24 protein-coding genes and 2 pseudogenes are annotated in these 25,968 nt (G+C 73.9%); 9 read left to right on the top strand and 17 right to left on the bottom strand.

Annotation, left to right across the window (positions count from 1 at the left end):
- Window positions 1-253: 253 nt before the first annotated feature.
- Window positions 254-583 (top strand): annotated as a pseudogene (locus Q1K26_RS27390) (C40 family peptidase); the annotation flags it as partial.
- Window positions 584-629: 46 nt separating this feature from the next.
- On the opposite strand, the gene istB reads toward Q1K26_RS27390, so the two are convergent.
- A complete protein-coding gene (gene istB / locus Q1K26_RS27385) occupies window positions 630-1,418 on the bottom strand; it encodes an IS21-like element helper ATPase IstB (protein WP_300019264.1) in 789 nt (262 codons plus the stop codon).
- On the bottom strand, window positions 1,419-2,711 hold the full coding sequence (gene istA / locus Q1K26_RS27380) for an IS21 family transposase (RefSeq protein ID WP_300019262.1): 1,293 nt from the start codon (window positions 2,709-2,711) through the stop codon (window positions 1,419-1,421).
- 91 nt (window positions 2,712-2,802) lie between these two features.
- On the opposite strand from istA, the gene Q1K26_RS27375 reads away from it, so the two are divergent.
- Window positions 2,803-3,741, top strand: coding sequence for a hypothetical protein (locus Q1K26_RS27375; protein ID WP_300019260.1), 939 nt, complete (start codon window positions 2,803-2,805; stop codon window positions 3,739-3,741).
- A 177-nt stretch (window positions 3,742-3,918) separates the two neighbouring features.
- Here the strand turns inward: Q1K26_RS27375 and Q1K26_RS27370 are convergent, their stop codons facing one another.
- From Q1K26_RS27370 to Q1K26_RS27360, 3 genes are read right to left on the bottom strand one after another with little or no spacing between them, the layout of a single operon-like run.
- A complete protein-coding gene (locus Q1K26_RS27370) occupies window positions 3,919-4,296 on the bottom strand; it encodes a hypothetical protein (protein WP_300019258.1) in 378 nt (125 codons plus the stop codon).
- Window positions 4,293-7,061 (bottom strand): FtsK/SpoIIIE domain-containing protein, encoded by a 2,769-nt coding sequence (locus tag Q1K26_RS27365; RefSeq protein ID WP_300019256.1) that lies wholly within the window; start codon window positions 7,059-7,061, stop codon window positions 4,293-4,295. Before Q1K26_RS27365 ends, Q1K26_RS27370 begins: the two co-directional genes overlap by 4 nt.
- A gap of 26 nt (window positions 7,062-7,087) precedes the next feature.
- Window positions 7,088-7,369, bottom strand: coding sequence for a hypothetical protein (locus tag Q1K26_RS27360; protein ID WP_300019254.1), 282 nt, complete (start codon window positions 7,367-7,369; stop codon window positions 7,088-7,090).
- A 131-nt stretch (window positions 7,370-7,500) separates the two neighbouring features.
- Between Q1K26_RS27360 and Q1K26_RS27355 the strand changes: the two genes are divergently transcribed.
- Window positions 7,501-8,793: an Nramp family divalent metal transporter gene (locus Q1K26_RS27355; RefSeq protein WP_300019252.1), complete on the top strand. Its 1,293-nt coding sequence runs from the start codon at window positions 7,501-7,503 to the stop codon at window positions 8,791-8,793.
- Between the two features lie 12 nt (window positions 8,794-8,805).
- Here Q1K26_RS27355 and Q1K26_RS27350 read toward each other — a convergent pair whose 3' ends face one another.
- Window positions 8,806-9,192, bottom strand: coding sequence for a hypothetical protein (locus Q1K26_RS27350; RefSeq protein WP_300019250.1), 387 nt, complete (start codon window positions 9,190-9,192; stop codon window positions 8,806-8,808).
- Window positions 9,193-9,370: 178 nt separating this feature from the next.
- Between Q1K26_RS27350 and Q1K26_RS27345 the strand changes: the two are divergent.
- A pseudogene (locus Q1K26_RS27345) lies at window positions 9,371-9,984 on the top strand (SDR family NAD(P)-dependent oxidoreductase).
- Here Q1K26_RS27345 and Q1K26_RS27340 read toward each other — a convergent pair.
- The 7 genes from Q1K26_RS27340 to Q1K26_RS27310 form a co-directional block, all read right to left on the bottom strand.
- Entirely contained in the window at window positions 9,985-10,779 is a 795-nt protein-coding gene (locus Q1K26_RS27340; protein ID WP_300019323.1) for an MOSC N-terminal beta barrel domain-containing protein, read from the bottom strand.
- Window positions 10,780-10,843: 64 nt separating this feature from the next.
- Window positions 10,844-11,767, bottom strand: a complete 924-nt coding sequence (locus Q1K26_RS27335) for an ABC transporter substrate-binding protein (RefSeq protein WP_300019248.1) — start codon at window positions 11,765-11,767, stop codon at window positions 10,844-10,846.
- A gap of 22 nt (window positions 11,768-11,789) precedes the next feature.
- Window positions 11,790-12,482 carry an ABC transporter permease gene (locus Q1K26_RS27330; protein WP_300019246.1) on the bottom strand — a complete coding sequence of 231 codons (693 nt, stop codon included), beginning with the start codon at window positions 12,480-12,482 and terminating at the stop codon, window positions 11,790-11,792.
- The gene (locus tag Q1K26_RS27325; protein ID WP_300019244.1) at window positions 12,479-13,135 is read right to left on the bottom strand and encodes an ABC transporter permease subunit; all 657 of its coding nucleotides are present in this window, start codon (window positions 13,133-13,135) and stop codon (window positions 12,479-12,481) included. The genes Q1K26_RS27330 and Q1K26_RS27325 overlap by 4 nt, the downstream gene beginning before the upstream one ends.
- Window positions 13,132-14,214, bottom strand: a complete 1,083-nt coding sequence (locus Q1K26_RS27320; RefSeq protein ID WP_300019242.1) for an ATP-binding cassette domain-containing protein — start codon at window positions 14,212-14,214, stop codon at window positions 13,132-13,134. Before Q1K26_RS27320 ends, Q1K26_RS27325 begins: the two co-directional genes overlap by 4 nt.
- Before the next feature lie 120 nt (window positions 14,215-14,334).
- Complete coding sequence (locus Q1K26_RS27315) at window positions 14,335-17,268, bottom strand: GGDEF domain-containing phosphodiesterase (protein WP_300019240.1); 2,934 nt, start codon at window positions 17,266-17,268, stop codon at window positions 14,335-14,337.
- Between the two features lie 205 nt (window positions 17,269-17,473).
- Window positions 17,474-18,643, bottom strand: a complete 1,170-nt coding sequence (locus Q1K26_RS27310; protein ID WP_300019238.1) for an NADP-dependent malic enzyme — start codon at window positions 18,641-18,643, stop codon at window positions 17,474-17,476.
- A gap of 212 nt (window positions 18,644-18,855) precedes the next feature.
- On the opposite strand from Q1K26_RS27310, the gene Q1K26_RS27305 reads away from it, so the two are divergent.
- Window positions 18,856-19,449 (top strand): acid phosphatase, encoded by a 594-nt coding sequence (locus Q1K26_RS27305; RefSeq protein WP_300019236.1) that lies wholly within the window; start codon window positions 18,856-18,858, stop codon window positions 19,447-19,449.
- A complete protein-coding gene (locus Q1K26_RS27300) occupies window positions 19,450-19,929 on the top strand; it encodes a GNAT family N-acetyltransferase (protein ID WP_300019234.1) in 480 nt (159 codons plus the stop codon).
- Between the two features lie 221 nt (window positions 19,930-20,150).
- Here the strand turns inward: Q1K26_RS27300 and Q1K26_RS27295 are convergent, their stop codons facing one another.
- The gene (locus Q1K26_RS27295; RefSeq protein WP_300019232.1) at window positions 20,151-20,555 is read right to left on the bottom strand and encodes a hypothetical protein; all 405 of its coding nucleotides are present in this window, start codon (window positions 20,553-20,555) and stop codon (window positions 20,151-20,153) included.
- 35 nt (window positions 20,556-20,590) lie between these two features.
- On the opposite strand from Q1K26_RS27295, the gene Q1K26_RS27290 reads away from it, so the two are divergent.
- Complete coding sequence (locus Q1K26_RS27290) at window positions 20,591-21,541, top strand: diacylglycerol kinase family protein (RefSeq protein ID WP_300019230.1); 951 nt, start codon at window positions 20,591-20,593, stop codon at window positions 21,539-21,541.
- 410 nt (window positions 21,542-21,951) lie between these two features.
- Window positions 21,952-22,203, top strand: a complete 252-nt coding sequence (locus Q1K26_RS27285) for a WhiB family transcriptional regulator (RefSeq protein ID WP_075950692.1) — start codon at window positions 21,952-21,954, stop codon at window positions 22,201-22,203.
- 170 nt (window positions 22,204-22,373) lie between these two features.
- Here Q1K26_RS27285 and Q1K26_RS27280 read toward each other — a convergent pair whose 3' ends face one another.
- The 3 genes from Q1K26_RS27280 to Q1K26_RS27270 all read right to left on the bottom strand — a co-directional run bounded on the left by Q1K26_RS27280 (window position 22,374) and on the right by Q1K26_RS27270 (window position 25,080).
- Window positions 22,374-23,843, bottom strand: coding sequence for a PAS domain-containing sensor histidine kinase (locus Q1K26_RS27280; RefSeq protein ID WP_300019228.1), 1,470 nt, complete (start codon window positions 23,841-23,843; stop codon window positions 22,374-22,376).
- 233 nt (window positions 23,844-24,076) lie between these two features.
- Window positions 24,077-24,418: a mycothiol system anti-sigma-R factor gene (gene rsrA / locus Q1K26_RS27275; protein ID WP_300019226.1), complete on the bottom strand. Its 342-nt coding sequence runs from the start codon at window positions 24,416-24,418 to the stop codon at window positions 24,077-24,079.
- The gene (locus tag Q1K26_RS27270) at window positions 24,415-25,080 is read right to left on the bottom strand and encodes a sigma-70 family RNA polymerase sigma factor (RefSeq protein WP_300019224.1); all 666 of its coding nucleotides are present in this window, start codon (window positions 25,078-25,080) and stop codon (window positions 24,415-24,417) included. The genes rsrA and Q1K26_RS27270 overlap by 4 nt, the downstream gene beginning before the upstream one ends.
- 197 nt (window positions 25,081-25,277) lie before the next feature.
- Between Q1K26_RS27270 and ybaK the strand changes: the two genes are divergently transcribed.
- Complete coding sequence (gene ybaK / locus Q1K26_RS27265) at window positions 25,278-25,751, top strand: Cys-tRNA(Pro) deacylase (protein WP_300019222.1); 474 nt, start codon at window positions 25,278-25,280, stop codon at window positions 25,749-25,751.
- Window positions 25,752-25,968: the final 217 nt, after the last annotated feature.

The raw sequence follows: 25,968 nt of genomic DNA, 5'->3' as shown, positions 1-25,968 counted from the left end.
CGCCGCGATCCCGTCGTCGGCCGTGGTCGCCCACGCACCCGCCGCCGGGGGCGGGGAACGGGTCGCGGGGCCGCTCGGCACGGCCGCCGCGCTCACCCCCGCCGAGCGGGCCCGTCGCGATCCCGGCTCCGAGCCGCTGCGGTTCAACCCGGTGGCCTTCCGGCTCCCGGACGTGCCCGCCGGCGCGGCGGTCCCGGCGAGCCGCGCCCCGGTGCTGCCCCGGATCACCACCACCGCGCGGCCCGGCACCGCCGCGGCGGCGGCCATCGAGTTCGCGCTGGCCCAGCGCGGGCTGCCCTACGTGTGGGGCGGCAACGGCCCGCAGCGTGGTGATGCGGGCTTCGACTGCTCGGGCCTCACCACGGCTGCCTACGGCTACGCCGGTATCGACCTCCCCCGCACCGCGCACACCCAGTACTACGCCGGTCCGCACGTGCCCACCGGGGCCGAGCTGGAGCCCGGCGACCTGGTGTTCTACGGCGTGCCCGAGCGGGTGCACCACGTCGGGCTGTACCTGGGCGAGGGCCGGATGGTCAACGCGCCGTCGTTCGGCAAGCCGGTGTCAACGGCGCGTTGGAGTTGACCCTCTGGCGACGGATCGGAACTGACCCCCGGCTTGTTCGGTCGTCCTATTTGTCGCGGTCCTTGGCGAGGAGTTCGCGGCGGGCGCGGGTGCGGTAGGAGTCGCCGGAGAGGGTGAGGACCTCGGCGTGGTGGACGAGTCTGTCGATCATCGCGGCGGCGACGATCTCGTCGCCGAAGACCTCGCCCCAGCGGCCGAAGGGCAGGTTGGAGGTGACCATGACCGAGCCCTGTTCGTAGCGGGAAGCGATGAGCTGGAAGAACAGGTTCGCGGCGTCGTGGTCGAAGGGGATGTAGCCGACCTCGTCGATGATGATCAGCTTGTAGCGGCGGATCTTGCGTAGCTCGGTCTCGAGGTGTCCGGACTGGTGGGCGGTGGCGAGGCGGGTGATCCAGTTGCTGGCGGTGGCGAACAGCACCGAGTAGCCGGCCTGGGTGGCTTTGACCCCGAGCCCGATCGCGAGGTGGGTCTTCCCGATCCCGGGTGGTCCGAGCAGGATCACGTTCTCGGCCTTCGCGACGAAGGTGCCGGTCGCGAGGTGGGCGAGCAGGTCGCGGCGCAGCGAGGGCAGATGGTCGAGGTTGAACTGGTCGAGGGTCTTCACGGCCGGGAAGTGCGCGGTGCGGATGCGCATGGTGGTGCCGGCGGACTCGCGGTCGGCCACCTGGCGTTCCAGGACCGCGGTCAGGTATTCCTCGTGCGACCAGTTCAGGTCCCGGGCCTGGGCGGCGAGGTCTTCCCAGACGCGGGTGATCGTGGGCGTTTTCAGCGCCCGGGTCAGGTAGGCCAGTTTCGAGCCGAGCTCGGTCGTGGCGGTCGTCTTGGTGGTGGTCATCTACTGCCTTTCTGCGGTGGTCGCGGGGGTGTCGTGGGTGACGGGGGCGGGGTCGAAGGCCACTCCGAACAGGGCGTCGTAGTCGGGCAGCGCGCGCAGGGCCACGACGTGTCCGTCGGAGTGGGAACGGGTGTCGCGCCGCGCGCGGGTGGCTCGGTCACGGGTGGCGGCGAACTCGGTGCGCAGAGCCCGGGCGATGGACCGGTGCTCGGGATCGGTGATCGTGGCGCCGCTGGCCCATACCCGCTGGTGGGTGGCCACGATCTGCCCGGCGCAGGTGATCGCGACCAGGGCGGGGGTGGCGATCCAGTCGACGAACCGGCCGATCGAGGCCGGGTTGACCGAGTAGTCGTTGCCGTCGATGCGCACGTAGTAGTCGCGTGAGAGCCGGATCCGCCCGGTCAGCCCGACCTGCGGCGCCACCGGCGGCAGCTCGACCATCCCGGCCCGATCCGCGGTCCAACGCGTGGCGGGGGTGGTGCCGATCGAGCGCAGGTGTCGGGCGTTGGCCACCCCGGACAGCCAGACCTTGATCTGGGCGTTGAAGTCCAACGGCGAGACGAAGGAGCGGCCGGGCAGGAACGACGTCTCGAAGTAGCCGTTGCGCCGCTCGACCAGCCCTTTTGACTCCGGGTCCCGCGCCGGGGTCAGCTTGATCCGGACGCCGAGGGTCCCGGCGAACGAGGCCGCCGGGGCGCTGAGCCGCCCGGTGCCGCCGATCGCGGCCTCGCGGTCCCAGACCAGTGTCCGGGGACAGCGGCCCCACCCGCCGATGATCTCCCACATCCCGGCCAGGATGTCCCCGCCCTTGCGCGAGGGGATCATCACCGCGTCGGTCACCCGGGAGTATCCGCACGTCATCGCCAGAACCGGCAGCACCCGCGTTGCGCTGGCGCCGACCGGGATCGGGACCGGCGGGAACCACAGGTCACACTGCGCGAGCTCGCCGGGGGCGTACTCGATCCGATCCGCCGGATCGGGCGGCAGGAACAACGGGCGCAGCTCACGCACCCGGTCCTTCAAGATGGTCAGCGAGTGCGTCCAGCCGATCCGCTCGGCGATCACCGTCGCCGGCATCTTCGGATGCTCGGCCAGCAGCACTCGGACCTGCGGCTCCACCTTGTCCACGAGCGAACCCCGCGGACCTCGCTCACGTGAGGGCGGCGCGTCGGCCCGCAGCGCCGCCCGCACCGTGTTGCGCGCCAACCCCAACCGGCGCGCGATCTCCTTGATCGACACGTTCTCGGCGCGGTGCAGACGACGGGCCTCAGCCCACTGTTCCAACGTGATCACCCCTCCAGCCTCAACGGAGGGGGGTCAATCCCAACCCGTCGCTAAGGGGTCAGTCTCAGCACGTCGTCGACAGCCGGTACGGCTGGCCTACGTGCGCTATCCGGGTGACGACTACCTCGGGGCCACCCGCCCGGCGGCCGGGCGCGACGCCGGACCGCTCGACCCCGGCCTGCTCGCCACCCCGGACCTTCCCGTCGAGGTGCCGCCGGTGCCCGCGCCGGAGGTCCCGCCCGCGCCCGAGGAGTTCGCCGCGCCGGAGGTCCCGGCCGCCGACATCCCCGCCGACATCCCCACCGCCGACATCCCCACCGGGGCCGCGACACCCGCGGGGGAACCGGCGGGCGACGCGGCCGGCTCCCCCGGGGCGGCCGACGGGGGCGACGAGCCGCCCGCCACCCCGCGGACGCCGACCCCCACGACGGAGCCGCCCGGGGCGCGAACCCCGGAGTCCCGCCCACCGGGTCCCGGCGCGCCGGGTACCGGCCCGCCAGAGGTGACGGCTCGGTCGGCACCCTCCGGCCCCGGCACTCCGGAGCCGACGCCGGAACCGGGCGCACCCGAGCCTGCGGCGCCGGACCCGACCCCTCCCACCACCGCCCCGGAGGCGGCCGCGCCGCAGGCCGCAGCCGGGCCGGACGCGCCGGACCCGGGCCCGCCGGTGGCCGTGAAGCTGCCCGACGGCACCGAGCTGGCCCTGGCCCGGACCGAGCGGGGCGAGGAGGGCCTGCCCGTCGCACCGGCCGAACCGGGCGCCGGCGGGTTGCGCTTCGGCCCCGCCGAGAACGGGCGCGCGGCGCGGTCGCAGGTCGCCCTGAACCCCGGCACACCGACCGCGTCGCTCGAACCCGGAGCGGTGATCGTCGTGCGATCCCGGGACGGCGCCGTCGCGGAGCTGACCGTGCGGTCCCGCGTCACCGTCGACCGGGGCGCCGCCGCCGACCTGGCGTCCGGACGCGGCGAGTCGCTCCGCGTCGTCCTCCTGCGCACCGAGCCGGACACCGGGGACGTACTGGTCGTCATCGCCGAGTGAGGCACCGCACCGACGCCCCGACTCGCGCACACCGAGACCCCGACTCGCGCGCACCGAGACCCCGACTCGCGGGGTGAGAGCCCCCGTCCGCGAGTCGGGGCCTGCGTGCGCGCGAGTCGGGGCCTGCGTGCGCGCGAGTCGGGGCCTGCGTGCGCGCGAGTCGGGGTCCGGCCCCTCTCAGCGTCCCGGGAGGCCGAACCGGCGCCTGCGCAGTGCGGCGAGCAGTTCGGCCGCGGCGGCCTGCACCGCCTCGTCGAGCGCGGCGAGATCGGCGGGCGGGCGGGCGTCGGGCGGCGGGTCGGGACGGGGCCGCAACTGCAGCCACGACTCGGTCCACAGCGCCTCGAGCGCGTCCTCCCAGGCCAGGTCGACCCCGAGGCGGGTCAGCGCGGCGCGCTCGGCCGCGCGGGCCGTGGCGTCCTGGAGCCCGACCAGCTCGGTGGCGAGCTCCGCGGCGCGGGCCCGGTCCGCATCGCGCAGTTCGGCGGCAGCGAGGTCGAGCCCGGCCATGACCTCCCGGTAGGCGCGTGCCGCGTTCGGCTCCCCCGAGGTCACGACTCCTCCAGCGACGGCACGATGACGACCTCCGGGCGCGCGTGCTGCGCCCGGTCGTAGAACAACCCGCGGCCCGGTCGAGGCGACCAGTGCAGCAGCATCGCGGGGGTGAGACTGGACAGCTCGCTGCCCTGCACGTCCAGCGCCACCCAGCAGCCGACGTCGTCGGGGGCCGCGGTGACGCTGAGCGTGGCCCGCAGCCGGGCGACGCTGCGCCACCAGCCCAGCACGTGCACGCCGGTCTCGGGGCCCGACCGGAGGATCCGGCGCAACGCGTCGGTGCCCTCGCGGTCGAGCAGGGTGTCGGCGGCGTCGGCGGCGTAGAGGACCAGCAGCACCGGACGCCGTTCGGTACCCGCGAGCCGGGCGGTGACCTCCGCGGCCAGCGCCTCGATGCGGGTCCGGACGCCGTCGAGGGCCACCGTCTCGGGGGCGTGGCCCGCCGCGGCGAACCGGTCCACCAGCCCGGCCGCGGGCCCGGCGGCCTCGGCCACCAGCGGCGCCACCACGACGTCGACGTCGCCCGGGGCGTACTGCCCGGCCAGCGACCCGGCCGCGGCGCCGAGCACCCGCACGGCGTCCGCGGGCCCCGCCGCGAGCACGCCGATGTTGCGGCCCGGAGCGTCCGGGAGCCGCACGGCTGCGGCCCGCCCCTCGACGTCGATGCACTGGCCCAACAGCGCCCGCGGCACCCCGTCACCGGGGGGCAGCGCCGCGACCAGGTCGGGCAGGCGCGGTGAGCGGCTGCCGTCGAACAGCCGCGGCTCGGGTCGGCCCTCGTGCTCGTGGTCGGCATGCAGGCGCCGCTGCACCTCGTCGGTGGTGCCCTTCGCCGTGGCGTCGGGGATGCGCACGATCTCGTTGCCGTGCCGGATCCCGGACTCGTGGTTGACCACCGCGTGCCAGCGCGGGAGGTCGAGCGTGGCCTCGTTGAGGTCGTTCAGCACGCGCCGCGCGCGGGGGAGCGCGATGCGCAGCACGAACTGCTCGAAGATCGCCGGCCGCCCCCAGAACGCCTCGATCCCCGAGGTGTCCTGGCTGGCCAGCACCAGGTGGATGCCCTGGCTGCGGCCACGGCGCGCGACGTCCTCCAGCAGTGTGGTGGCCTGCTTGGTGACGGCGTCGCGCTCGGCGAACAGGTACTGGAACTCGTCGACGACCGCCACGATCCGCGGCCAGCGCCCCGCCGGGTCGGCGGCGCGCAGCTCCTCGAGCTTGGTCACCTCGTGCGCCTTCGCCGCCTCCGCGCGGCGGCGCATCTCGTCGGCGAGGAACTGCAGCAGCGCGAGCCCGAACTCCCGGTCGGTGTTGATGTTGACGCCGACGAGCCGGGCGTGCGGCAGCCACGAGCGGTCGCGCCGCCCGGGGGCGAACTGCGCGAAGGACACGCCCTCCTTGAAGTCCAGCAGGTAGAACTCCAGCTCGTCCGGGCCGTAGCGGGAGGCCAGCGAACTGATCATCGTGAGCAGCAGGTTGGTCTTGCCCGACCCGCTCGGACCGCCGACGAGCGCGTGCGGCGACGCGTCGGCCAACGCCATCTCCACCGGCATGCCGTCGGCGAAACCGATCGGGGCGTGCAGCCCGGCCGCCGAGCGCAGCAGTCCGCGCCGCTCCGGCAGCAGGTCGGCGAAGGTCCCGATGCGGCTGCGCCAGCCCTCGTGGGCCTCGGCGATGGCGTGCCCCGCCCGGGTCAGTTCCTCGCGCGAGGGCGCCGGGTCCGGGGTGACGGTGACGTACCCGCCGGTCATCGACGTGGTGGCCGTGCCGCCGTCGCCCACCCGCACGGTCTCGACCGCCGCGCTGACCGAGACCGGCACGTCGAGCAGCACCAGCTGGACCCCGCACGCCAACCCGTCGCGGGCGACGCGCTGGAGCTGGCGCTGGTCGTCGGCCGGGAGCCCGGCACGGTTGCCCACCAGCACCGCGACCACCCAGGGCTCGGTGCGCGTGCCACCGGCCTCGCTCTGGGCGCGCAGCGACGGGTGCCCGTCGACGAGGATCCGGGTGTGCACGCGCCGGATGCGGTCGGACAGCTCGTCGAGCAGCTGCGGCAGCAGGGTCGGGTCGTGCACCGTGAGCAGCCCGGTGCGGGTCAGCGGGTACAGCCCGGGAAGGGCCCCGGTGAACCGCCCGACGTCCCACACGTGCACCTGGACCAGCCCGGGCCGGAAGTAGCTCAGCACGCGCATCACCAGCATCTCGACCAGCGCCTCGGCGGCGTCGCGGCCGTCGGGGGTGGAGGTCACCTGGACGTGCGACTCGTCGAGCAGCGGCACCCCGACCGGGAACGGGGTCGGCCCGGAGAGCCCGCCGACCGTGCCGGTCCCGATGCGCCAGAGCCCGGGCACCGGCCCGGTGGCCTCGACCTTGCCCGGCTGCCCGAGCCAGCCCTGCGGATCGAGGCCCGCGGAGTCGGGCGCGGCCACCGTCATCAGCTTCGTGAGCTCGGCCGGGCCGGTTCCCAGCCAGGAGGTCAGGGCGGCGTCCCGGTCGGCCGTGACCCGTGCGATCGGCCCGGCCAGCCGCGGGTTGGCGAGCACCCCGGCCATGGTCGGGTCGTTGCGGGCGGCGTCGATCCCGTCGGTGCGCAGCCACATCTCGACCATCGCCTCGGCGTGCGCGCGCGCGGCCGCGTCGCGCAGGCCGCCGGCCGCGCCCAGCGCGGCGGTGACCGCGCCGCAGAACTCCTCGAACGCGTCCGCGACGTGCTGCCTGCGGCCGCCCCGGTTCGCGCCGCCCCGATTCGGGCCGCCCCAGCGCACCACGCCCTACTCCCCCGTGCCGGTGCTGCTCACAGGTTGGTCGCGACCCCTTCCGAGGTCTGCACCGCCGCCGACACGGTCTGCTGCACGCCGACGATCTCCTCCATCGCGCGGGAGAGCAGCGCCAGCGCGTCGTGGGCGGCGGCCTGCGCGCTGGTCTCGGTGATCCCCAGCAGGGCGGCACGGGCCTCCTCCACCGCCGAGTGCGCCTGCTGCAGCGGGCCCATCGCCTGCATCGCCTTGTCGTGGGCCATGGCCATCGCGGCCCGGTCCTCGTCGAAACCCGCCATCTCGCGCTTCTCCTCGCTCACTCGTCGCGCGCGGAATCTAGCGTCCAGTCCACAACACTGCGTGCCCGACCGCCACCTCTCCGCCAGCAGTGGCCGGGGTCACGTACCCGGGCTACCGTCCCCCGGATCGGACGACCGGGCGGGGGCCGCGAGTGACGACATCCGACGCGACGACGATCGCACCTCCCACGGGTGCCCGGGCGAAGCTGCGACAGGTCGGACCGGGGCTGCTGGCCGCGGCCACCGGCGTCGGCGCGGGCGACCTGGTGGCCACGATGGTGGCCGGTGCGCGGTTCGGCACCGTGCTGTTGTGGGCGGCCGTGCTCGGCACCGTGCTCAAACTCGCGCTCGCCGAGGGTGTCGGGCGCTGGCACCTCGCGTCGGGCACCACCTTGCTCGACGGCTGGCGCCGGCTCGGGTACTGGGCCACCGGGTTCTTCGGCGTCTACATCGTGATCTGGGGTTTCGTGTACGGCGCCACCGCGATGTCCGCGGTCGGGCTCCCGCTCAACGCGCTGTTCGGCGGGTTGGACGTGCGCTACTGGGCGATGATCGCCGGCGTCGTCGGCCTGGTGCTGGTCTGGGCGCAGCGCTACGCGGCGTTCGAGAAGCTGATGGTGGTCCTCGTCGGCGTCATGTTCGTCACCGTGATCATCACCGCAGTGCTGGTGGCGCCGGACCTCGGGGCCACCGTGTCCGGGCTCGTCCCCCGGCTGCCCGACGGGTCGCTGATCTACGTGCTCGGGCTGGTCGGTGGCGTCGGCGGCACCATCACCCTCGGCGCGTACGGCTACTGGATGCTCGGCAAGGGATGGCGCGGCACCGGCTGGCTGTCGATGATGCGCCTGGACAACGCCGTCGGCTACGTCATGACCGGCGTGTTCGTGGTGGCGCTGCTGCTCGTCGGTGCCGACGTCCTCGCCGGCCAGGACATCGCGTCGGGCGACACGGGCCTGCTGATCCTCGGTGACGAGCTCGGCGCCCGCTACGGGCAGTGGTCCCGGATCACGTTCCTCATCGGGTTCCTCGCCGTCAGCGCCACCTCGCTGCTGGGGGTCTGGAACGGGGTCAGCCTGCTGTTCGCCGACTGGACCCGCGTCATCCGGCTGCCGCACGGGCGCGCCGCCGCCGGAGAGTCCGACAACCGCTACGAGCCGCGGGCGATGGAGCGCAGCCTGCCGTTCCGCGGGTACCTGCTGTGGCTCACGATCCCGCCCATGGGGCTGCTGTTCCTGGACTCCCCGTTCGCGCTGACGCTGGTGTACGGCGTGCTGGGCGCGGCGTTCATGCCGTTCCTCGGGGGCACGCTGCTGGTCCTCCTCAACGCGAAGCGGTTCCTCGGCGAGGGCCGCTCGGGCCGACTGTCCAACCTGCTGATCGGCGCGGCGGCAGCCCTGTTCCTCACGCTCCTCGCGATCGACCTCGTGACCCGCATCAGCTGGTGATCGCCACCGCGGTCAGGACGGTCGGTCGGCCCCCCAGCCCAGCAGCTCCGAACCGGGAGGGGGCAGGTCCGGCCGGTCCACGTCGGCGTAGAACTCCACCCGCCCGCCGGGCACGAATCGGAAGCCGACGGCTGTGGTGGCGTTCCGCCCGTCCCCGTGGTCGGTGGTGAGCGTCTCGACGACGTGCAGAGCAGCCATCTCCACCCCGGAGGTGTGGTCGGGCTCACCGAGTTGGCGCACGAACTCCTCGAGTTCGGCGGGCGGCAGGGTGAGCACCGGGCGGTGGACGAACCGGGCGCGAGCCCCTGCTCCGGGCCCGTAGTCGTCGCCCTCGCCCAGGCGGTCGAACGTCAACCCCTCTTGTCGCAGCCCGTCGAGGACCGCCTCCACAGCGTCCATCTGCCCCCGATCACGACGTCGCGTCCCTGCGGGATGCACGGTAGCGATGTTGCCGTCCCGGTTCCGGACATGCATTCGGACGATCTGCTGACCTGTGACCGGGTTGGTGCGTCCCGGACCGCTGACGGGCCGGAAAGCCTGACGCGGGTTGTCAGCGTTGCCCGGCAGGGTCGCGGGAATGACGAACCCACTCGCCGGCACCGTCGCCCTGGTCGCGGGCGCCACGCGTGGCGCCGGGCGCGGTATCGCGGTGGAACTGGGTGCGGCCGGGGCCACCGTGTACTGCACCGGCCGTTCCACCCGCGCGCGACGCTCGGAGTACGGCCGCCCGGAGACCATCGAGGACACCGCCGACCTGGTCACGGCGGCGGGCGGCGTCGGCGTCGCCGTCCCGACCGACCATCTCGCGCCCGAGCAGGTGGCCCGTCTCGTCGAGCGCATCGACGCCGACCACGGCCGTCTCGACGTGCTCGTCCACGACATTTTCGGGGGCGACCTACTCGTGAGGTGGGACACCCCGGTCTGGGAGCACGACCTCGGCGACGGGCTGCACCTGCTGCGGCTGGCGATCGACACCCATCTCGTGACGGCCCGGCACGCCTTCGGCCTGCTGATCCGGCGGCCGGGCGGGCTGGTCGTGGAGATCACCGACGGCACCTGAGCACGAGCAGCGGAGCCCTGGCCCGCGAGTACGGCCTCACCGACCTCGACGGCTCGTCCCCCGACGCCTGGCGCTACGTCGTGGAGGTGCAGGACGCCGGGAAGCCCGCGGACACGACCGGCTACCGCTGATCAGGCCAGCGTGACCGCGTCTCCCGTGCGCACGGTCCCGCCGGCGAGCACCTCGGCGTAGACCCCCGCGCACGGCAGCACCCCGAACCCGGTGACCTCCACCCGGTTCTGCGCCAGCGGGCCGCGCACGGCGTGCGGAGCGCGGGGCAGGTCACCGTGCTCGAGCGTGGGCACCGAGCAGCGCGGCGTCGGCAGGGTGATCCGCAGCCGCACCTCACCGATCGTCAGCTCCCGGTCCAGCCAGTCGTTCTCGACGAACGGCTCGGCCCCCGGCTCGGTGGCCAGGATCAGGTTGGGCCGGTAGCGCAGCGCCTCCACCCCGAGGTGCACGAGCGTGGCGGTGGTGATCAGGTGCAGCGGCGAGTGATCGACGAACGTGTCGCCCGGGCTGCCCTGGGCGATCTCCAGGGTCGGGGCCTCGACTTCCGCCTCCACGCCCTGGGCCAGCACGTCCTCCGGGTCGGGCCGCTCGACCTCCGCGCCCGCCGGGCGCTCGCCTGCGAGCCGCACGCGTCGCCCGAGAAGGTCCGACAGCGGACCGTCGGCGTCCTCGGCCGGCACGCTCCGGCCGTCGGGCAGGGTGATCGTCACCCCGGAACCGACCCGGGTGGCCGAGCACTGCAGCAGCGTGCGCCACAGCCGCGGGTGCTTGGCCGTGGCCACCCGCCCGGTCTCGATGTCGATCAGGGCGAGGGCGCGGTCACCTCCGGCACCACCGGACCCGACCAGCAGCTCGTCGACCTCGGCACCCAGCATCGACTTCACCGGATAGCACCGGAGCTCCAGGACCTTCATCACCCTCCGATCGTCACGACGCGGGACCGGGGCCCGCCGGCAGGCGGCGGGCCCCGGCCGTCGGTCAGAGCAGGCCCTGCTCGGTCAGCCAGTCCTGCGCGACCGTGTCCGGGTTGGGCCGGTCGTCAGCGGCGAGCCGGCCGTTGAGGTCGATGAGCACCTCGGTGGTCAGCCGCGAGGAGACGTCGTTGAGCACCTGCTGCACCTGGTCGGTGGCCTTGGCCGTGTTCACCAACGGCACGACGTTCTGGGCGGCGAAGTTGTCGAGCGGGTCCTCCAGCGCCACGAACCCGTTCGACTCGATGGTCGGGTCGGTGGTGAACAGGTCGGCGGCCTGCACCGTGCCGTCGCGCAGCGCGGTGACGGTCAGCGGCCCGCCGACGTCGAGCGAGCTGTACCCGGCGAAGGTGCAGTCGTAGGTCGCCTCGAGGCCGGGGATGCCGTCGGGACGCTCCTGGAACTCCGGGGGACCACCGAAGGTGATCTGCGGACAGAGCGGCGCGAGATCCTCGATGGTCGTCAGGCCGTTCTGCGCGGCGAACTCCTGGGTCACGACGACGGCGTCCTTGTTCTCCGCCTCCGATCGCTCCAGCAGCGTCAGACCCTCGGGGATCACGCCCTGCAGCGCGGCGTAGACCTCGTCGGCCGACTTCTCCGTGGCCGAGGGCTCCAGGTACTGCAGCAGCACCCCGGTGTACTCCGGGACGAGGTCGATCGAGCCGTCGCGCAGGCCCGGGAAGTAGGCCTCGCGGCTCGCGATCGGCTGCAGGATCTCCACCGACACGCCCTGGGCCTCCAGCGCCTGCCCGTAGATCTCACCGAGCAGCTGGTTCTCCGGGAACGCGGCGGACCCGATCAGGATCGGCGCGCCCGCGTCGCCGGTCTCACCGGTGCCGCCACCGGCCAGCGGGTCGCCCCCGCCACCGCACGCGGTGAGGGCCAGGGACAGCGCGGCGACGGCACCGGCCAGCCGCATGAGCTTCTTCATCGTCGTGCTCCTTCTCGGGGGGTCAGACCGCACGCAGGCGGGGACGGGGTCGGGAGGTCGGGACGGACCGCAGGCCCGGCGAGACCACGGTGCGCTGGACCGCGGCCAGCACCAGGTCGATGCTGATCGCCAACAGCGCGAGCAGGATCGACCCGGCGGCCATCTCGGCGAAGTCGCGCAGCGCGAGACCGTCGATGATGTAGCGGCCCAGCCCGCCCAGGGCCACGTAGGCGGCGATCGTGGCGGTGGCGATGATCTGCAGCGTGGCGCTGCGGACGCCGCCGAGGATCAGCGGCAGCGCGTTGGGGAGCTCGACGCGCAGCAGCACCTCGCGCTCGTCCATCCCCATCCCGCGGGCCGCGTCGACGATGGCGCGGTCGACGGCCTGCACGCCGGCGTAGGTGCCCGCCAGCATCGGCGGTATCGCCAGGATCACCAGCGCGACGATCGGCGGGGTCAGCGCGATCCCGAACGCGTTGGCCAGCAGCACGAGCAACCCGAACGTGGGCAGGGCTCGCAGCGCGTTGGCGGAACCGACGACGAGGAACCCGCCCCGGCCGGTGTGCCCGATCCACAGCCCGATCGGGATGGCGATCACGCCGGCGATGACCACGGCGAGCAGGGTGTACTGCAGATGCTCCAGCAGCCGGACGGGGACGCCGTCGGGGCCGCTCCAGTTCGCCGGGTCGGCGAACCAGTCCACGACGCCGGTCATCCTCCTGCCCCCGCACCGACCCGCGTCCAGGGAGTGGCGGCCCGGCCGAGTGCGAGCAGTGCGACGTCGACCAGCAGGGCCAGCACCAGCACCAGCACGATGCCGGTGATGATCTCGGCCGGGATGTCGCGCTGGAAGCCGTCGGTGAACAGCGCGCCCAGCCCGCCGAGGCCGACGATCGCCCCGACCGTCACCAGGCTCATGTTCGACACCGCCGCGACCCGCAGCCCGGCCACCGTCACCGGCACGGCCAGCGGCAGCTCGACGGCGACGAACCGGCGCAGCGGCGTGTAGCCCATCGCGGTGGCCGCGGCGACCACGGCCTGCGGCACGGCGTCGAGCGCGTCGGCGATCGAGCGGACCAGCAGCGCCACGGTGTAGATCGTCAGCGCGACGACGACGTTGAGCGGGTTGAGGATCCCGATGCCCAGTACCAGGGGCAGCATGACGATCAGCGCGAGGGACGGCACGGTGTACAGCAGTCCGGTCGCCGTGATCAGGATGGTCCGCATGGCCCGCGCCCGCGTCGCGATCCATGCCAGTGGCACCGCGACGACCAGCCCCAGCAGCACCGGGAGCAGGGCAAGCCACAGGTGCTGCACCGTCAGCTCACCGATGAGGTCGAGGTTGCGCGGGATCCACGACCAGTTCACGCGGCCGCCCGCGCCGTGGCGAGCGCGGCGAGCACGTCGTCGGCACTGACCGAGCCCACCACCCGTCCCTCCGCGTCGACCGCGACCCCCTGGCCCGACGGCGAGGACAGCGCGGCGTCGAGCGCGCTGCGCAGCGACCCGGACGCCACGTCGTAGAGCGAGCCACCGGGGACGAGGTGCTCGGCCGTGACCGCGGCCCCGTCGACGCGGTGGCGGTCGGCGAGCCAGCCCTGCGGCCGGTCGGCGTGGTCGACGACGAGCGTCCAGGCCCCGGCCGGCGCGGCCGACCCGAGCCGGGTCGTGGCGAGCCTGCCCAGCGGCAGCTCGTCGGAGAGGAAACCCAGGCCGCGGTAGCCGCGGTCGCGTCCCACGAAGCCGTCGACGAAGCCGTCGGCAGGGCGGGTGAGCAGGACGCCGGGCTCGTCGTACTGGGCGAGGATGCCGCCGGTGCGGAACACCGCGACCTTGTCGCCGAGCTTCACGGCCTCGTCGATGTCGTGGGTGACGAACACGATCGTCTTGCCCAGCTCGCCCTGCAGCCGCAGCAGCTCGTCCTGCAGGCTCTCCCGGACGACCGGGTCGACGGCGCTGAACGGCTCGTCCATCAGCAGGATCGGCGGATCGGCCGCGAGTGCGCGGGCCACCCCGACCCGCTGCTGCTGCCCGCCGGAGAGCTGGCTGGGATAGCGCCGGGCCATCTCCGACTCGAGCCCGACGATCTCCATCAGCTCGGCCGCGCGGGCGCGGGCCTTCGCCTTCGACCAGCCCAGCAGCATCGGCACGGTGGCGATGTTGTCGATGATGGTGCGGTGCGGGAACAGACCCGCCTGCTGGATGACGTAACCGATCCCTCGGCGCAGCGTGGCCGCGTCGCCGGCGAGGATGTCCTCGCCGTCGATCAGGATCGTGCCGCCCGTCGGTTCGACCATCCGGTTGATCATCCGCAGCGACGTGGTCTTGCCGCATCCGGACGGCCCCACGAACACCGTGATGCCGCCGTCCTCGACCGCGAGGTCGAGCGCGTCGACCGCCACCGTGCCGTCGGGGAATCGCTTGGTCACGCCCCGGAACTCGATCATGGGCGGGACCCCCCTGTAGGTGAACCACACAGCGTGAACGACCCCTTGCCGGTCGCCTCAGTCGCAGAAGGCTAACCCGATCGCCCCACCCCCGCGACAGTTGTGACCGCGCCGAGATCCCTACCCGGCGAGCATCGCCGCGATCGCCGGGGTCGCCACCCGCCCACCGGCGAACAGCTCGCGCAGCGGGCCGGCGGCGAGCGGTCGGGCGAACAGCCACCCCTGGTAGGCATCGACCCCGATGCCGCGCAGCACGTGGAACTGCTCGGCGGTCTCCACGCCCTCGGCCACCGTGGTGCGACCCATCGCCCGCGCCATGTCGACGACGGCGCGCGCCACCGCGAACGCGGCCGGGTCGTCGGCCACGCCGGTGACGAACGCGCGGTCCACCTTCACCGTCTGCGCGGGGAGGTCCTTGAGCCGCGCCAGCGACGAGTAGCCGGTGCCGAAGTCGTCCACGGCGAACCGCACGCCGCGCGACACCAGCTCGGCCATCGCGGCCAGCGCGTGCGACGGCAGGGCCACGAGGCTGGTCTCCACCAGCTCCAGCACCAGGTGCTCCCAGTCCAGCCCGCTGTCCTGCACGATCGCGGTGACGACGGACAGGAAGTCGGCGTCGCCGGGCAGCAGGCCCGCCAGGTTCACCGCCACCGCGGGACGGCGCCCCCGGTGGCTCGGCCACGTGGCGGCCTCGGCCGTGGCGGTGCGCAGGACCCACAGGTCGAGATCGCGCAGCAGGCCGCTGCGCTGCGCGACCGGCAGGAAGTCACCGGGCGGGATCATCCCGCGCTCGGGGTGGCGCCAGCGCACGAGCGCCTCCGCGGAGAGCACCGTGCCGTCCGGGCCGATCACGGGCTGGTACTCCAGCACGAGCCCGGTGCCGGTGATCGCGGCGCGCAGCTCCGCCTCCATCGCGAGCGCCCCGGTCGCGGTGCTGACGACGCCGTCGGTGGCCATGCCGATCCCTCCACGGCACTGCCGCCGCTTGGCGTCCTGCATCGCGACCTCGGCGAAGCGCAGCAGGTCCGCGGCGCGCACCTCGCCGGTCGGCACCGGGGTGGCCAGCCCGACCGTCGCGGTCATCTGCACCGGCTGGCCGTGCACGGTGATGGTCGTGCGCAGCAGGTCGGCCACCATGCGCGCGAGCTGGTCGGGCCCGCCCACCTCGGCGTGGTCGGCGCAGATCACCACGAACTCGTCGCCGGAGAGCCGGGCCGCCGTGCACCCGACGGGCAGTTCGCGCTGCAACCGGCCCGCGAGACTCACCAGAAGGTCGTCGCCCGCCTCGTGGCCCAGGGAGGAGTTGACGCGGGCGAAGTCGTCGAGATCGCCGCAGACCACGGCGACGCGGTCCCGGCCGGTACCGGCCAGCAGCCCGTCGACCAGCGTGAGCGAGGCGGCCCGGTTGGGCAGTCGGGTCAGCTCGTCGACGGTGGCGGCGCTGCGCAGCAGCTCCGCGGCCCGGCGACGCTCACCGACGTCGGTGCAGACGACGAGCCAGAACCAGCCGCCGTCATCGGCGCTGGTCACGGAGGCGGTGACCTCGCACCAGACGGTCGTGCCGTCGGCGCGCAGCAGTGGCGCGGCGTCGACGCGGTAGCCGTGCCGGGCGCCGGGCGCGACCGGTCGCAGCCAGCCGGGGAGCTCGGTGTGGTCGGGGCCCATCAGGTCCAGCGGCCCCTCGGCGGTGAACGCGGCGGCGGGCGTTCCCCGCAGCGTGTCCAGGCGCATGTCCAGCAGCTGGCACATGGCCTCGTTGGCGTCGACGACCAGGCCGTTCGGGTCGATCATGGCGACGCCCGAGGGCACGAGCTCCATCAGGTCGGCGAAGCGGCGGCCGGAGTGGCGCACGCGGTCCTGGGCGCGGCGCTGCTCGGTGAGGTCGCGGACGACCCCGACCAGGCGCACCGGCTTGCCGTCCTCGGCGGCCTCGACCTCGGCGCGGCAGCTGAGCAGCCGCTCCCCCGGCAGCCGCAGCTCGACGTGGTGGTCGGCGGGACCTCCCCGGTTCCCGCCGCCGGTCCGCAGGCCACGGCACAGCAGCTCCACCTGCTCGCCCTCGACGGGGCCGTCGGCGCCGTCCGGGTCGATGCCGGCGCTGCGGTAGAGCTCCACGAGCGACTCGCTGCGGCGCAGCGTCGCCGTGTCGAGCTCGAAGCTCCAGGTCCCGACACCCGCGAGGCGCTCCAGCTCGGCCACCCACTGCCGGTCCAGCCTGCTCTGCTCGATGGTGGCCGGGGCCGGCGGGACGGCGCCCAGCTCGACGACGACGACCGCGCGCAGCTCCCGTCCGGGCAGCTCCCACCGCACGATCCGGACCCGCACCAGGCCGCCGTCGGGGCGGACCAGCCTGGCGTCGGCGTCGGGCCCGACGACGAGCTGCGGCAGCCGCATGCCGATGAGGCCCTCCCCGGCCTCCCCCTCCTCGGCGGCCAGGGTCCCCGCGGCGTCCGCGGCCCGCCCGGATAGGCGCAGCAGGGCCGCGTTCACCCGGACGATCCGGTCCGCCCGGTCGCAGACGAGCGCGGGGGCGGCGGGCAGGGTCACGATCTCCGGGCCGCCGGCGGTGCTCGCGCCGGGCAGCGCCCCGCCGAGGTCGGTACCGCGGCCGGCCCCGAACACCGCTTCCCGCAGCAGCGGCAGCGCGGGCGTCCCGTCCGGCTCGGTGCGCTCGCCCACCGACCGGTCGTCGGTCAACAGGGCGTGGGCCCCGCGCTCCGGCCGCGTCGTCGCCGCCGGGACCGCCGCCGCCTGCGCCGCGATGCCGATCCCGGACTCCGGGGTGACGAGCAGCGGTTCGGGTACGGACTGGGTCCGGAGGACCTCGGTGACGGCCCGCGCCACCCGGCCGGCGAACAGCGCCTGGTCGGCGGGCACCTCTCCGCCCAGCACGGCGTGCCGCGAGCGGCGCAGGTCGGCCCGCGCGACCGCCTCGGAGAAGCCCTCGGACTCCGCGCTCCCGACATCGTCGGCAAACACGGCTTCCGCGCCGTCCGGATCGGTCGCCGGCTCGCCGGCGGCGTCTCCGCCGAGGCGGTACCCGTGCTCAGTCACCGGCTGCTCCCAAGGTCACTCAGAGTTGGTCACACCTCACAACGACGCATGGGCCCACCCGATCCGGGGTTTCTCCTCCATCGGCCTACGCCGACCCGAGTGAGTGAACGGCCTGACCGGCACGCTGAGTGACATCAAGAGGGCCGAATGCACGAACCCGCAGGCGAGGAGTCCAGCTGGAGGTCACTCCGGGTCAGCTTGCCGTTCACCCGTTCGTCGATGCGTCGGCGACCGCCTGCGACACGGCGGGGGCGACACGCGGGTCGAACGGGCTCGGCACGATCCGGTCGGGAGCCAGGTCGTCGGACGCGACGCTCGCGATCGCGTCCGCGGCGGCCAGTTTCATGGCCTCGGTGATCCGGCGCGCCCCCGCGTCGAGCGCCCCGCGGAACACGCCCGGGAAGGCGAGCACGTTGTTGATCTGGTTGGGGAAGTCGCTGCGTCCGGTGGCCACGATCGAGGCGTACCGGGCGGCGACGTGGGGGTGCACCTCGGGATCGGGGTTGGACAGCGCGAACACGATCGCCTCCGGCGCCATCGCGGCCAGGTACTCCTCGGGCAGCAGCGCGCTGGACAGCCCCACGAACACGTCGGCGCCCGCCAGCGCCTCGGCCGGCCCTCCGGAGATCCGCCGCGGGTTGGTGACGTCGGCGAGCGCGGCCTTCTCGCCGGTCACGCCCGCCCGCCCGGGCACGAGGGTGCCGCGCGAGTCGAGGACGACGACGTCGCGCGCCCCGGCCGCCCGCAGGATCCGCGCGCAGGCGACGCCGGCCGCCCCCGCGCCGGAGACGACGATGCGCAGGCTCTCCAGGTCCCGGCCCTGCACCGTGCAGGCCCCGCGCAGCGCTGCGAGCAGCACGATCGCCGTGCCGTGCTGGTCGTCGTGCATGACGGGGCAGTCCAGCGCCTCGATCAGCCTGCGCTCCAGTTCGAAGCAGCGGGGCGCGGAGACGTCCTCCAGGTTCACCGCGCCGAAGCTGGGGCGCAGCCGCACGAGCGTCTCGACGATCTCGTCGACGTCGGTCGTGTCGAGCACCAGCGGGATGGAGTCCAGCCCGCCGAACGCCTTGAACAGCGCCGACTTGCCCTCCATCACCGGTAGGGACGCGCGTGGGCCGATGTCGCCGAGTCCGAGCACGGCGGTGCCGTCGCTGACGACGGCGACCAGCCGGTTCGTCCACGTGTAGCGCGCGGCGAGGTGCGGCTCGGCGGCGATGGCGCGGCTGACCTCGGCGACGCCGGGGGTGTAGGCGATGGCGAGGTCGCGGGCGTCCGACAGCGGGGCGGTGAGCCCGGTGGAGAGCTTGCCGCCCTCGTGCGCGGCGAACACGTCCGCCCGGGTCGGGACAGGCGAGGACAGGGCGGGGACGGTCATCGGATTCGCTGCTTCCGGTTGCGGGGCGTGTCGTGCTCGCCGTGCACCGGAGGTCGCGGGGTGTCGCGCGGTGCCGGACGGCCTCTCGTGGATCGCGCCACCGGGATGGAGCGGCGCGGACCGACGGGATTCGGCTGTCGGGTACGCGGGAGATCCTAACCCGTGGGAAGCGGATCCGCGCGCGTCGACTGCGTCACCCCTAGGCTCCCCGTGTGACGACCGGCGGCCGCGTGTTCCTGCTCCGACACGGCGAGACGGAGTGGTCGGTGTCGGGCAGGCACACCGGACGCACCGACGTTCCACTCACCGAGCACGGCCGCGAACTGGCCGGTGCCGCGGGCAATCTCGGCGTCCGCCTCCGCGACGGCACCGCTCCCGCCCTGGTGCTGAGCAGCCCCCGCACCCGCGCGCTGGTCACTGCCGAGCTGGCCGGCCTCACCGTCGACCGCGTCGACGAGCGGCTCACCGAATGGGACTACGGCGACTGTGAGGGCCGCACCACTCCCGAGATCCGCGAGACGGTGCCCGGTTGGACGGTCTGGACGCACCCGTGCCCGAACGGTGAGACCCCCGACCAGGTGGGCGCCCGCGCCGATGCCGTCCTCGCCGACGCCCGCGACGCCCTGTCCGGGGGCGATGTCGTCCTGATCGGGCACGGCCACTTCAGTCGCGTGCTCATCGCCCGCTGGATCGGCCTGCCGGCCACCGAGGGCGTGCGCTTCACCATGGACCCGGCCGCCTGGTCGGTCCTCGGCGACGAGCGCGGCGTGCCCAGCCTCGCCCACGTCAACCTGCGGGTCCTGTAGATGATCCGGGTGGCCACCCCCGCGGACGTGCCGGCCGTCGTGGGCCTGGTGCACGAACTGGCCGACTACGAGCGCGAAGCGGAGTCCTGCCTGCTGACCGGTGACCAGTTGACCGCCGCGCTGTTCGGGCCCGCTCCCGCGCTGTTCGGTCACGTCGCCGAGGCCGACGGCGAGGTCGTCGGATGCGCGCTGTGGTTCCTCAACTTCTCCACCTGGCGCGGTGTGCACGGCATCTATCTGGAAGACCTCTACGTCCGCCCCGCACACCGGGGTGCCGGGCTGGGCAGAGCCCTGCTGGCCCGCCTGGCCGCGGTCTGCACGGAGCGCGGCTACGCGCGACTGGAGTGGTCGGTGCTGGACTGGAACGCCCCGTCGATCGAGTTCTACCGCTCCCTGGGGGCGCAGTCGATGGACGGCTGGACCACCTTCCGCCTCGACGGCGACGCGCTCGCCGCTCTCGCCGCGCCGTCCGGACGCTGAGGTGGGATGCGACCGGGTGCCGGGCACCTGCCGACCACAAGCTCCGGGCCCCGGCTCGCGCTCCGAACCGCGGCTCGCACGCCGCCGGCAGCGCGCAGAAGGCAAACCGGCGCGCGAACCTCCCCCACCCGGAGCGGTTCAGCTGAACCGCCGGGAGCTCGCCGAGCCCGAACCAGCGGCCCGAACCACCGCAGGCGCGTCAGCAGAGCCGACCACCTGCATCAATGCGGCGCGTCCGGCAGATCGAGCCCCATCGACCACACCCGCGACCGCTCGCTGATCAGCAGCATGAACGTGGCCACCACGAACAGCCCCGCCACGATCCCCAGCAGGAGCTGCCGAGACGGCCCGATGAGGGAGTAGACGACGGGCAGCAGCAGCAACTGCGCGACGATCGCGGGTGTGCGCGCCCAGCGGCGCCCGGCGACCAGCGCCGCGCCGGTCGCCGCCACCGCCCCGCCCAACACGACGAACAGGGCCGACTCGCCGAGCACCGAGCTCGCCGGCAGGGCGGCCGAGCCGGCCCGCAGCAGCAGCGCGACGGCGAAGCCCAGTCCGAGCAGGCCCTGCACCGCGACGAGGACGCCCGCCAGCCGCACCTGCGGGGGCGGGCGGTCGGTCGTCACGGGGCCCGACGATACCGCCCGGTAGCGTCCGGATCGTGCGAGCACTGCTGGTGATGAATCCCCACGCCACCACGACGACGGTCGCGGGCCGCGACGTGCTGGCCCACGCACTCGCCAGCGTGCTCAAGCTCGAGGTGCTGGAGACGACCCATCGCGACCACGCGTCGGCGGTCGCCGCCGACGCGGTGCGCGACGGCGTCGAACTGGTGGTCGTGCACGGCGGCGACGGCACCGTCAACGAGGTCGTCAACGGGATGATGGACGGCACCGGCGGCGGGCCGACGGACCCGCGATTCGGGCCCGCGCTCGCGGTGGTGCCGGGCGGGTCGGCCAACGTGTTCGCGCGCGCGATCGGTCTGCCGAGGGACCCGATGGCGGCCACCTCGGCGATCCTGGCGTCGCTGGAGGGCGGGCGCACCCGGACCGTCGGGCTGGGCCAGATGATCGACCGGGAGCGCCCAGGGGGTCGCTGGTTCACGTTCAACGCCGGCATGGGCTGGGACGCCGAGGTCATCGCCGAGATGGAGCGGCTGCGCGCGCGGGGCAGGCGGGCCACGCCGCTGCGCTACGCCGCCACCGCGTGGCAGCAGTACCTGCGCCAGCGGCGCGACCCGCGCTCGATCACCGTGGAGCTCCCCGACGCCGCACCCATGGACGTCCGGTTCGCCTTCGTCAGCAACACCGACACCTGGACCTACCTCGGCTCGCGCCCGGTCCGCACCAACCCGGGCGCGTCGTTCGCGACCGGACTCGGCCTGTTCGGCCTCCACGACCTGCGCACGGCGACGACCGTCACGGCGCTGCGCGAGATGCTCCGCCCCGGCGGCGACCCGCGCGGCCGGAATGTCCTGCGCCGCGACACCGTTCCCCTGCTGCGGGTGCGCAGCGCGGACCCGCAGGCCCTGCAACTGGACGGCGACCATGTCGGGCGCGGTCGTGACGTGGAGTTCCACGCCGTATCCGATGCGCTACGGGTCGTCGTGTGAGGGGCGCTGCTCGGCGCAGCCGGTGCGCCGCGCTCACCCGATCCGGTGACGAGTCGCGTCCATTCACCGACCGCGGCGGACCGCCGAGCCGATAAGGGCTCGCACCTGGGCAAACGAGGGCGCACTGTAGGGGCCGGACAAGCGGGAGCGGTTTTCCCGCATGGTCCATCGGGGATCGGGTAACCGCTTCCCGATGGGCGGGCAGGGATCGCACGCCCACCGTGGCGGCGACACGAAGCAGTAACCGATCGTGTCGTGTGTCGTTGCGGTGAGTAGGTGAGAACGCTCACCAGCGCGGATCTCCACCCTTGAAAGACGATCGCGCTCGTGAAAGAATTCACAAGCGCGGAAACACCGTGACGGACGATCGGCGCGACCCCGATCGCGCAAGTACGAGGAGCAGAGCAATCATGGACTGGCGCCACCGCGCAATCTGCCGCGACGAGGACCCCGAGCTGTTCTTCCCTGTGGGGACCAGCGGTCCTGCGCTGCTGCAGATCGCCGAGGCCAAGACCGTATGCCGGCGCTGCCCCGTGGTCACCGAGTGCCTCACGTGGGCACTGGAGAGCGGCCAGGACGCGGGCGTCTGGGGCGGCATGAGCGAGGACGAGCGTCGGGCGCTGAAGCGCCGCAACGCGCGCACCCGCGCTCGCACCGCCTGATCGGCACGGCCTCACGTAGTACAGAAGTCTCCCCCACCGCGGGCCCGAAACCGGACTGCACCCGGTTCCGGGCCCGCGGTCGTTCCACCGGGCGCACGCGGGGGCTGCTCCGGGTGGGGGATCGATGCCTCGCCAGCGCGACCTGCGGAGCACCGACCACAGCCCTCAGGTTAACGCCCCCGCAACGAGAGCCTGATGAGGGCCTCCGTTCCACCTCCCGAGCGGGCCCGGACCTGCAGCGCGGAGTCGAGTTCGGAGTCCAGCAGGGTGCGCACGATCTGCAGCCCGAGCCCGTCGGCAGTGTCGAGATCGAACCCGGGCGGTAGCCCGCGCCCGTCGTCGGCCACGGTCACGTCCAGCGTCGCGGCCGTCCGCCGGGCCGTCACCACCACCTCCCCCGCCCGACCCGGCTCGAACGCGTGGGCCAGCGCGTTGTGCACCAGCTCGGTCAGCACGAGCACCAGGGGCGTGGCCAGCTCCGCGGGCAGGGTGCCGAAGCTCCCGTCGCGGCGCACCTTCGCCCGGGACTCGGCGGTGGCCCCGTCCCCGATCGCCGGGAGCACCTTGTCCACCAGCTCGTCGAGGTCCACACGCTCGGCCACGGACACCGACAGCGTCTCGTGCACCAGCGCGATCGAGTTGACGCGGCGCACGCTCTCCGCCAGCGCCCGGCGGGCCTCCGGGATCGCCGTGCGGCGCGCCTGCAGCCGCAGCAGCGCGGCGACGGTCTGCAGGTTGTTCTTCACCCGGTGGTGGATCTCCCGGATCGTGGCGTCCTTGCTGAGCAGCGCCAGGTCGCGCCGGCGCAGGTCGGTGACGTCGCGCACCAGCACCAGCGCGCCCGCCGCGTCACCGCGGGGCCGCAGCGGCAGCGCACGCACCAGCATCACCGCGCCGCGCGCATGCACCTCCATCCGCAGCGAGTGGCGGCCGTGCAGCGCGGCGCCGATCCGCGCGGCCACCTCCGCCGCGTCGAACGGGTCGGCGGCCAGCGCCCGCGTGGCCTGGTCGAGCGGCAGCCCGACGAGGTCGCTGGCGTGCCCCATACGGTGATACGCCGACAGGGCGTTCGGCGAGGCGTAGGCCACCAGGCCGTGCGCGTCGAGCCGGATCAGGCCGTCGCCTGCACGGGGGCTCGTGTCGGCCCCCGCGACCGTGGCGCGCGGCGGGAATGTGCCGTCGGCGACCATCTGGCACAGGTCCGACGCGCTGCCCAGGTAGGCGATCTCGAGCGGGCTCGGCACGCGCGGCATCGCCAGGTTCGTGTCCCGTGAGAGCACGGCGACGACGACGCCCGCGTGGCGTACCGGGATCGTCTCGGTGCGGACGGGCACCTCCAGGTGCCAGCGCGGGTTCTCGTCGCGGCAGATCCGGCCCTCGACGACGGCGCGGCGCAGCTGCGGGTTCTCGCTCGCGACGGCCCGCACTCCGACCATGTCCTGGGCGTGGGCGGTGGGTGCGGTGGTGGGACGCGCCTGGGCCACGCACAGGAAGCCCGCCTCCAGCGGGATCCACAGCAGGAAGTCGGCGAACGACATGTCGGCGAGCAGTTGCCACTCGGCGACCAGGCGTTGCAGGTGCTCGACGGTGTCACCGGTGAGCTGGGTGTGCTCGGCGAGCAGCTCGGACAGGGTGGACATGACGGCGGTCCTCTCCCGGTGGCTGCTGGGCGCAGTCAATCACGTGCGATACGGGCGAGGTGCGGACGGGCGACGTCCGGGCACGGGCCACGTGGGAGACTGGCGACGACCACGACCGCGAGGGAGGGATCCATGTCGAAGCGTGCACGCAAGCGCCGCGACCGCAAGAAGGGCGGCGCCAACCACGGCAAGCGGCCCAACACGTGAGCCGCCGCGCCGGGGCGGCGAACCCGTCAGCCCCGGCGCTCCACGCGGCTGGAGCGCACCTCCACCGTGGTGGTCGTGCCGTCGGGACCCGACTCCACCGTGACCTGCGCCTGTTCCAGCACCGCGTACCGGATCTGGCTGCGCAGGCGGTCCTTGAGCCCCGCCGGGGCGTGCTCGCCGCCGCACTTCGTGGCCAGCAGCTTCTTCAGCTTCTCGTCCAGGCCGTACTCGGCCAGGCACGGCGCGCACTCGTCCAGGTGTTTGGTGAGCAGCGCCCGTCGGCCCTCGTCGCACTCCTGGTCCAGGAACAGCCACACCTCGGCCAGCACCTCGGAACAGTCGGTCTCGTGGTGGTCCCCACAACTCATGACGACGCCACCCCCTGCCCGTCCCGGATGAAACCGCGCTCACGGGCGGTGTCGGTGAGCATGTCGCGCAGCTGGCGGCGACCGCGGTGCAGCCGCGACATCACGGTGCCGATGGGAGTGCCCATGATCTCGGCGATCTCCTTGTAGGCGAAGCCCTCGACGTCGGCGTAGTACACCGCCATCCGGAAGTCCTCGGGCAGCCGCTGCAACGCGGCCTTCACCGCGTCGTCGGGCAGCCGGTCGAGCGCCTCCGCCTCCGCGGAGGGCAGGCCCTTGGACGTGTGCTCCCCGGCCTGCGAGATCTGCCAGTCGGTGATCTCGTCGGTGGGCGACTGCAACGGCTGGCGCTGCTTCTTGCGATAGCCGTTGATGTAGGTGTTGGTCAGGATGCGGTACAACCAGGCCTTGAGGTTGGTGCCGGCCCGGAACGTGCCGAAGGCCGAGTACGCCTTGAGGTAGGTCTCCTGCACCAGGTCCTCGGCGTCGGCCGGGTTGCGGGTCATCCGCAGGGCGGCGCCGTAGAGCTGGTCGATCAGGGGCATGGCGTCACGCTCGAAGCGCGCCATGCGCTCCTCGGCGGTCTCCGTCTCCTGGTCGACCGCGGGCTCCTGGTCGGGGGCCTCGGTGACCGGTGCGGTGCGGTCGGACGTGCTGCCGGGCACCGTGCTCCTCTCGCGCCGGGCCACGCGGGCCCCGGGGACGGCCACCGCTGCGGCGGCCGGACGACGCGTCGAGCCTACGCGCCCCGTCCCGGCTCGGCCCGGCGATACCGGGCGGGTCTCCATCACTGCGAGTGTCACGGCCCGTACAACGCCCGCGCCCCGGCGGGTGATTCCCCGCCTCGGTACCGTCACCGGCCATGGCTGGCAAGGGAACGCCCGCGACGGCGCTGCTCGCGCGACACGGCGTGCCGCACTCGGTGCACACCTACGAGCACGGGTCCGGGCAGGCGTACGGGCCCGAGGCCGCCGAGCTGCTGGGCCTGGATCCGGCGCGGGTGTTCAAGACGCTCGTGGCAAAGGTGGACGGCGCGCTGACCGTCGGGGTGGTGCCCGTCACCGGCTCGCTCGACCTCAAGGCGCTCGCCGCGGCGGTGGGCGGGAAGCGCGCCCGGATGGCCGACGTCGCCGCCGCGGAGCGGGCCACCGGCTACGTCGCGGGCGGGATCTCACCGCTGGGCCAGCGCAAGCGCCTGCCCACGGTCCTGGACGCCTCCGCGCAGGCACTGGAGACGCTGTTCTGCAGTGCGGGCCGCCGGGGCCTCGAGGTCGAGCTGGCTCCGGCCGACCTGGCCCGGCTGACCGGCGCGACCTTCGCCCCGATCTCCGGCTGACAACTGACGGCCCCGCCGCACGCCCGCCGCGTGGCGGTCGGGCGGACCCACGCGCCGCTCCTCGCGCGCTCACGGGGCCCTCGCGCGCTCACGGGGCCCTCGCGCGCTCACGGGGTCTTCGCGCGCTCACGGGGTCCTCGCGCGCTCACGGGGTCCTCGCGCGCTCACGGGGTCCTCGCGCGCTCACGGGGTCCTCGCGCGCTCACGGGGTCCTCGC

It is taken from the genome of Pseudonocardia sp., assembly GCF_029263155.1.
Classification (GTDB): Bacteria; Actinomycetota; Actinomycetes; order Mycobacteriales; family Pseudonocardiaceae; genus Pseudonocardia.
Note: the sequence above shows the minus strand (reverse complement) of the source record. Positions and strands in the feature narration are given on the sequence as shown.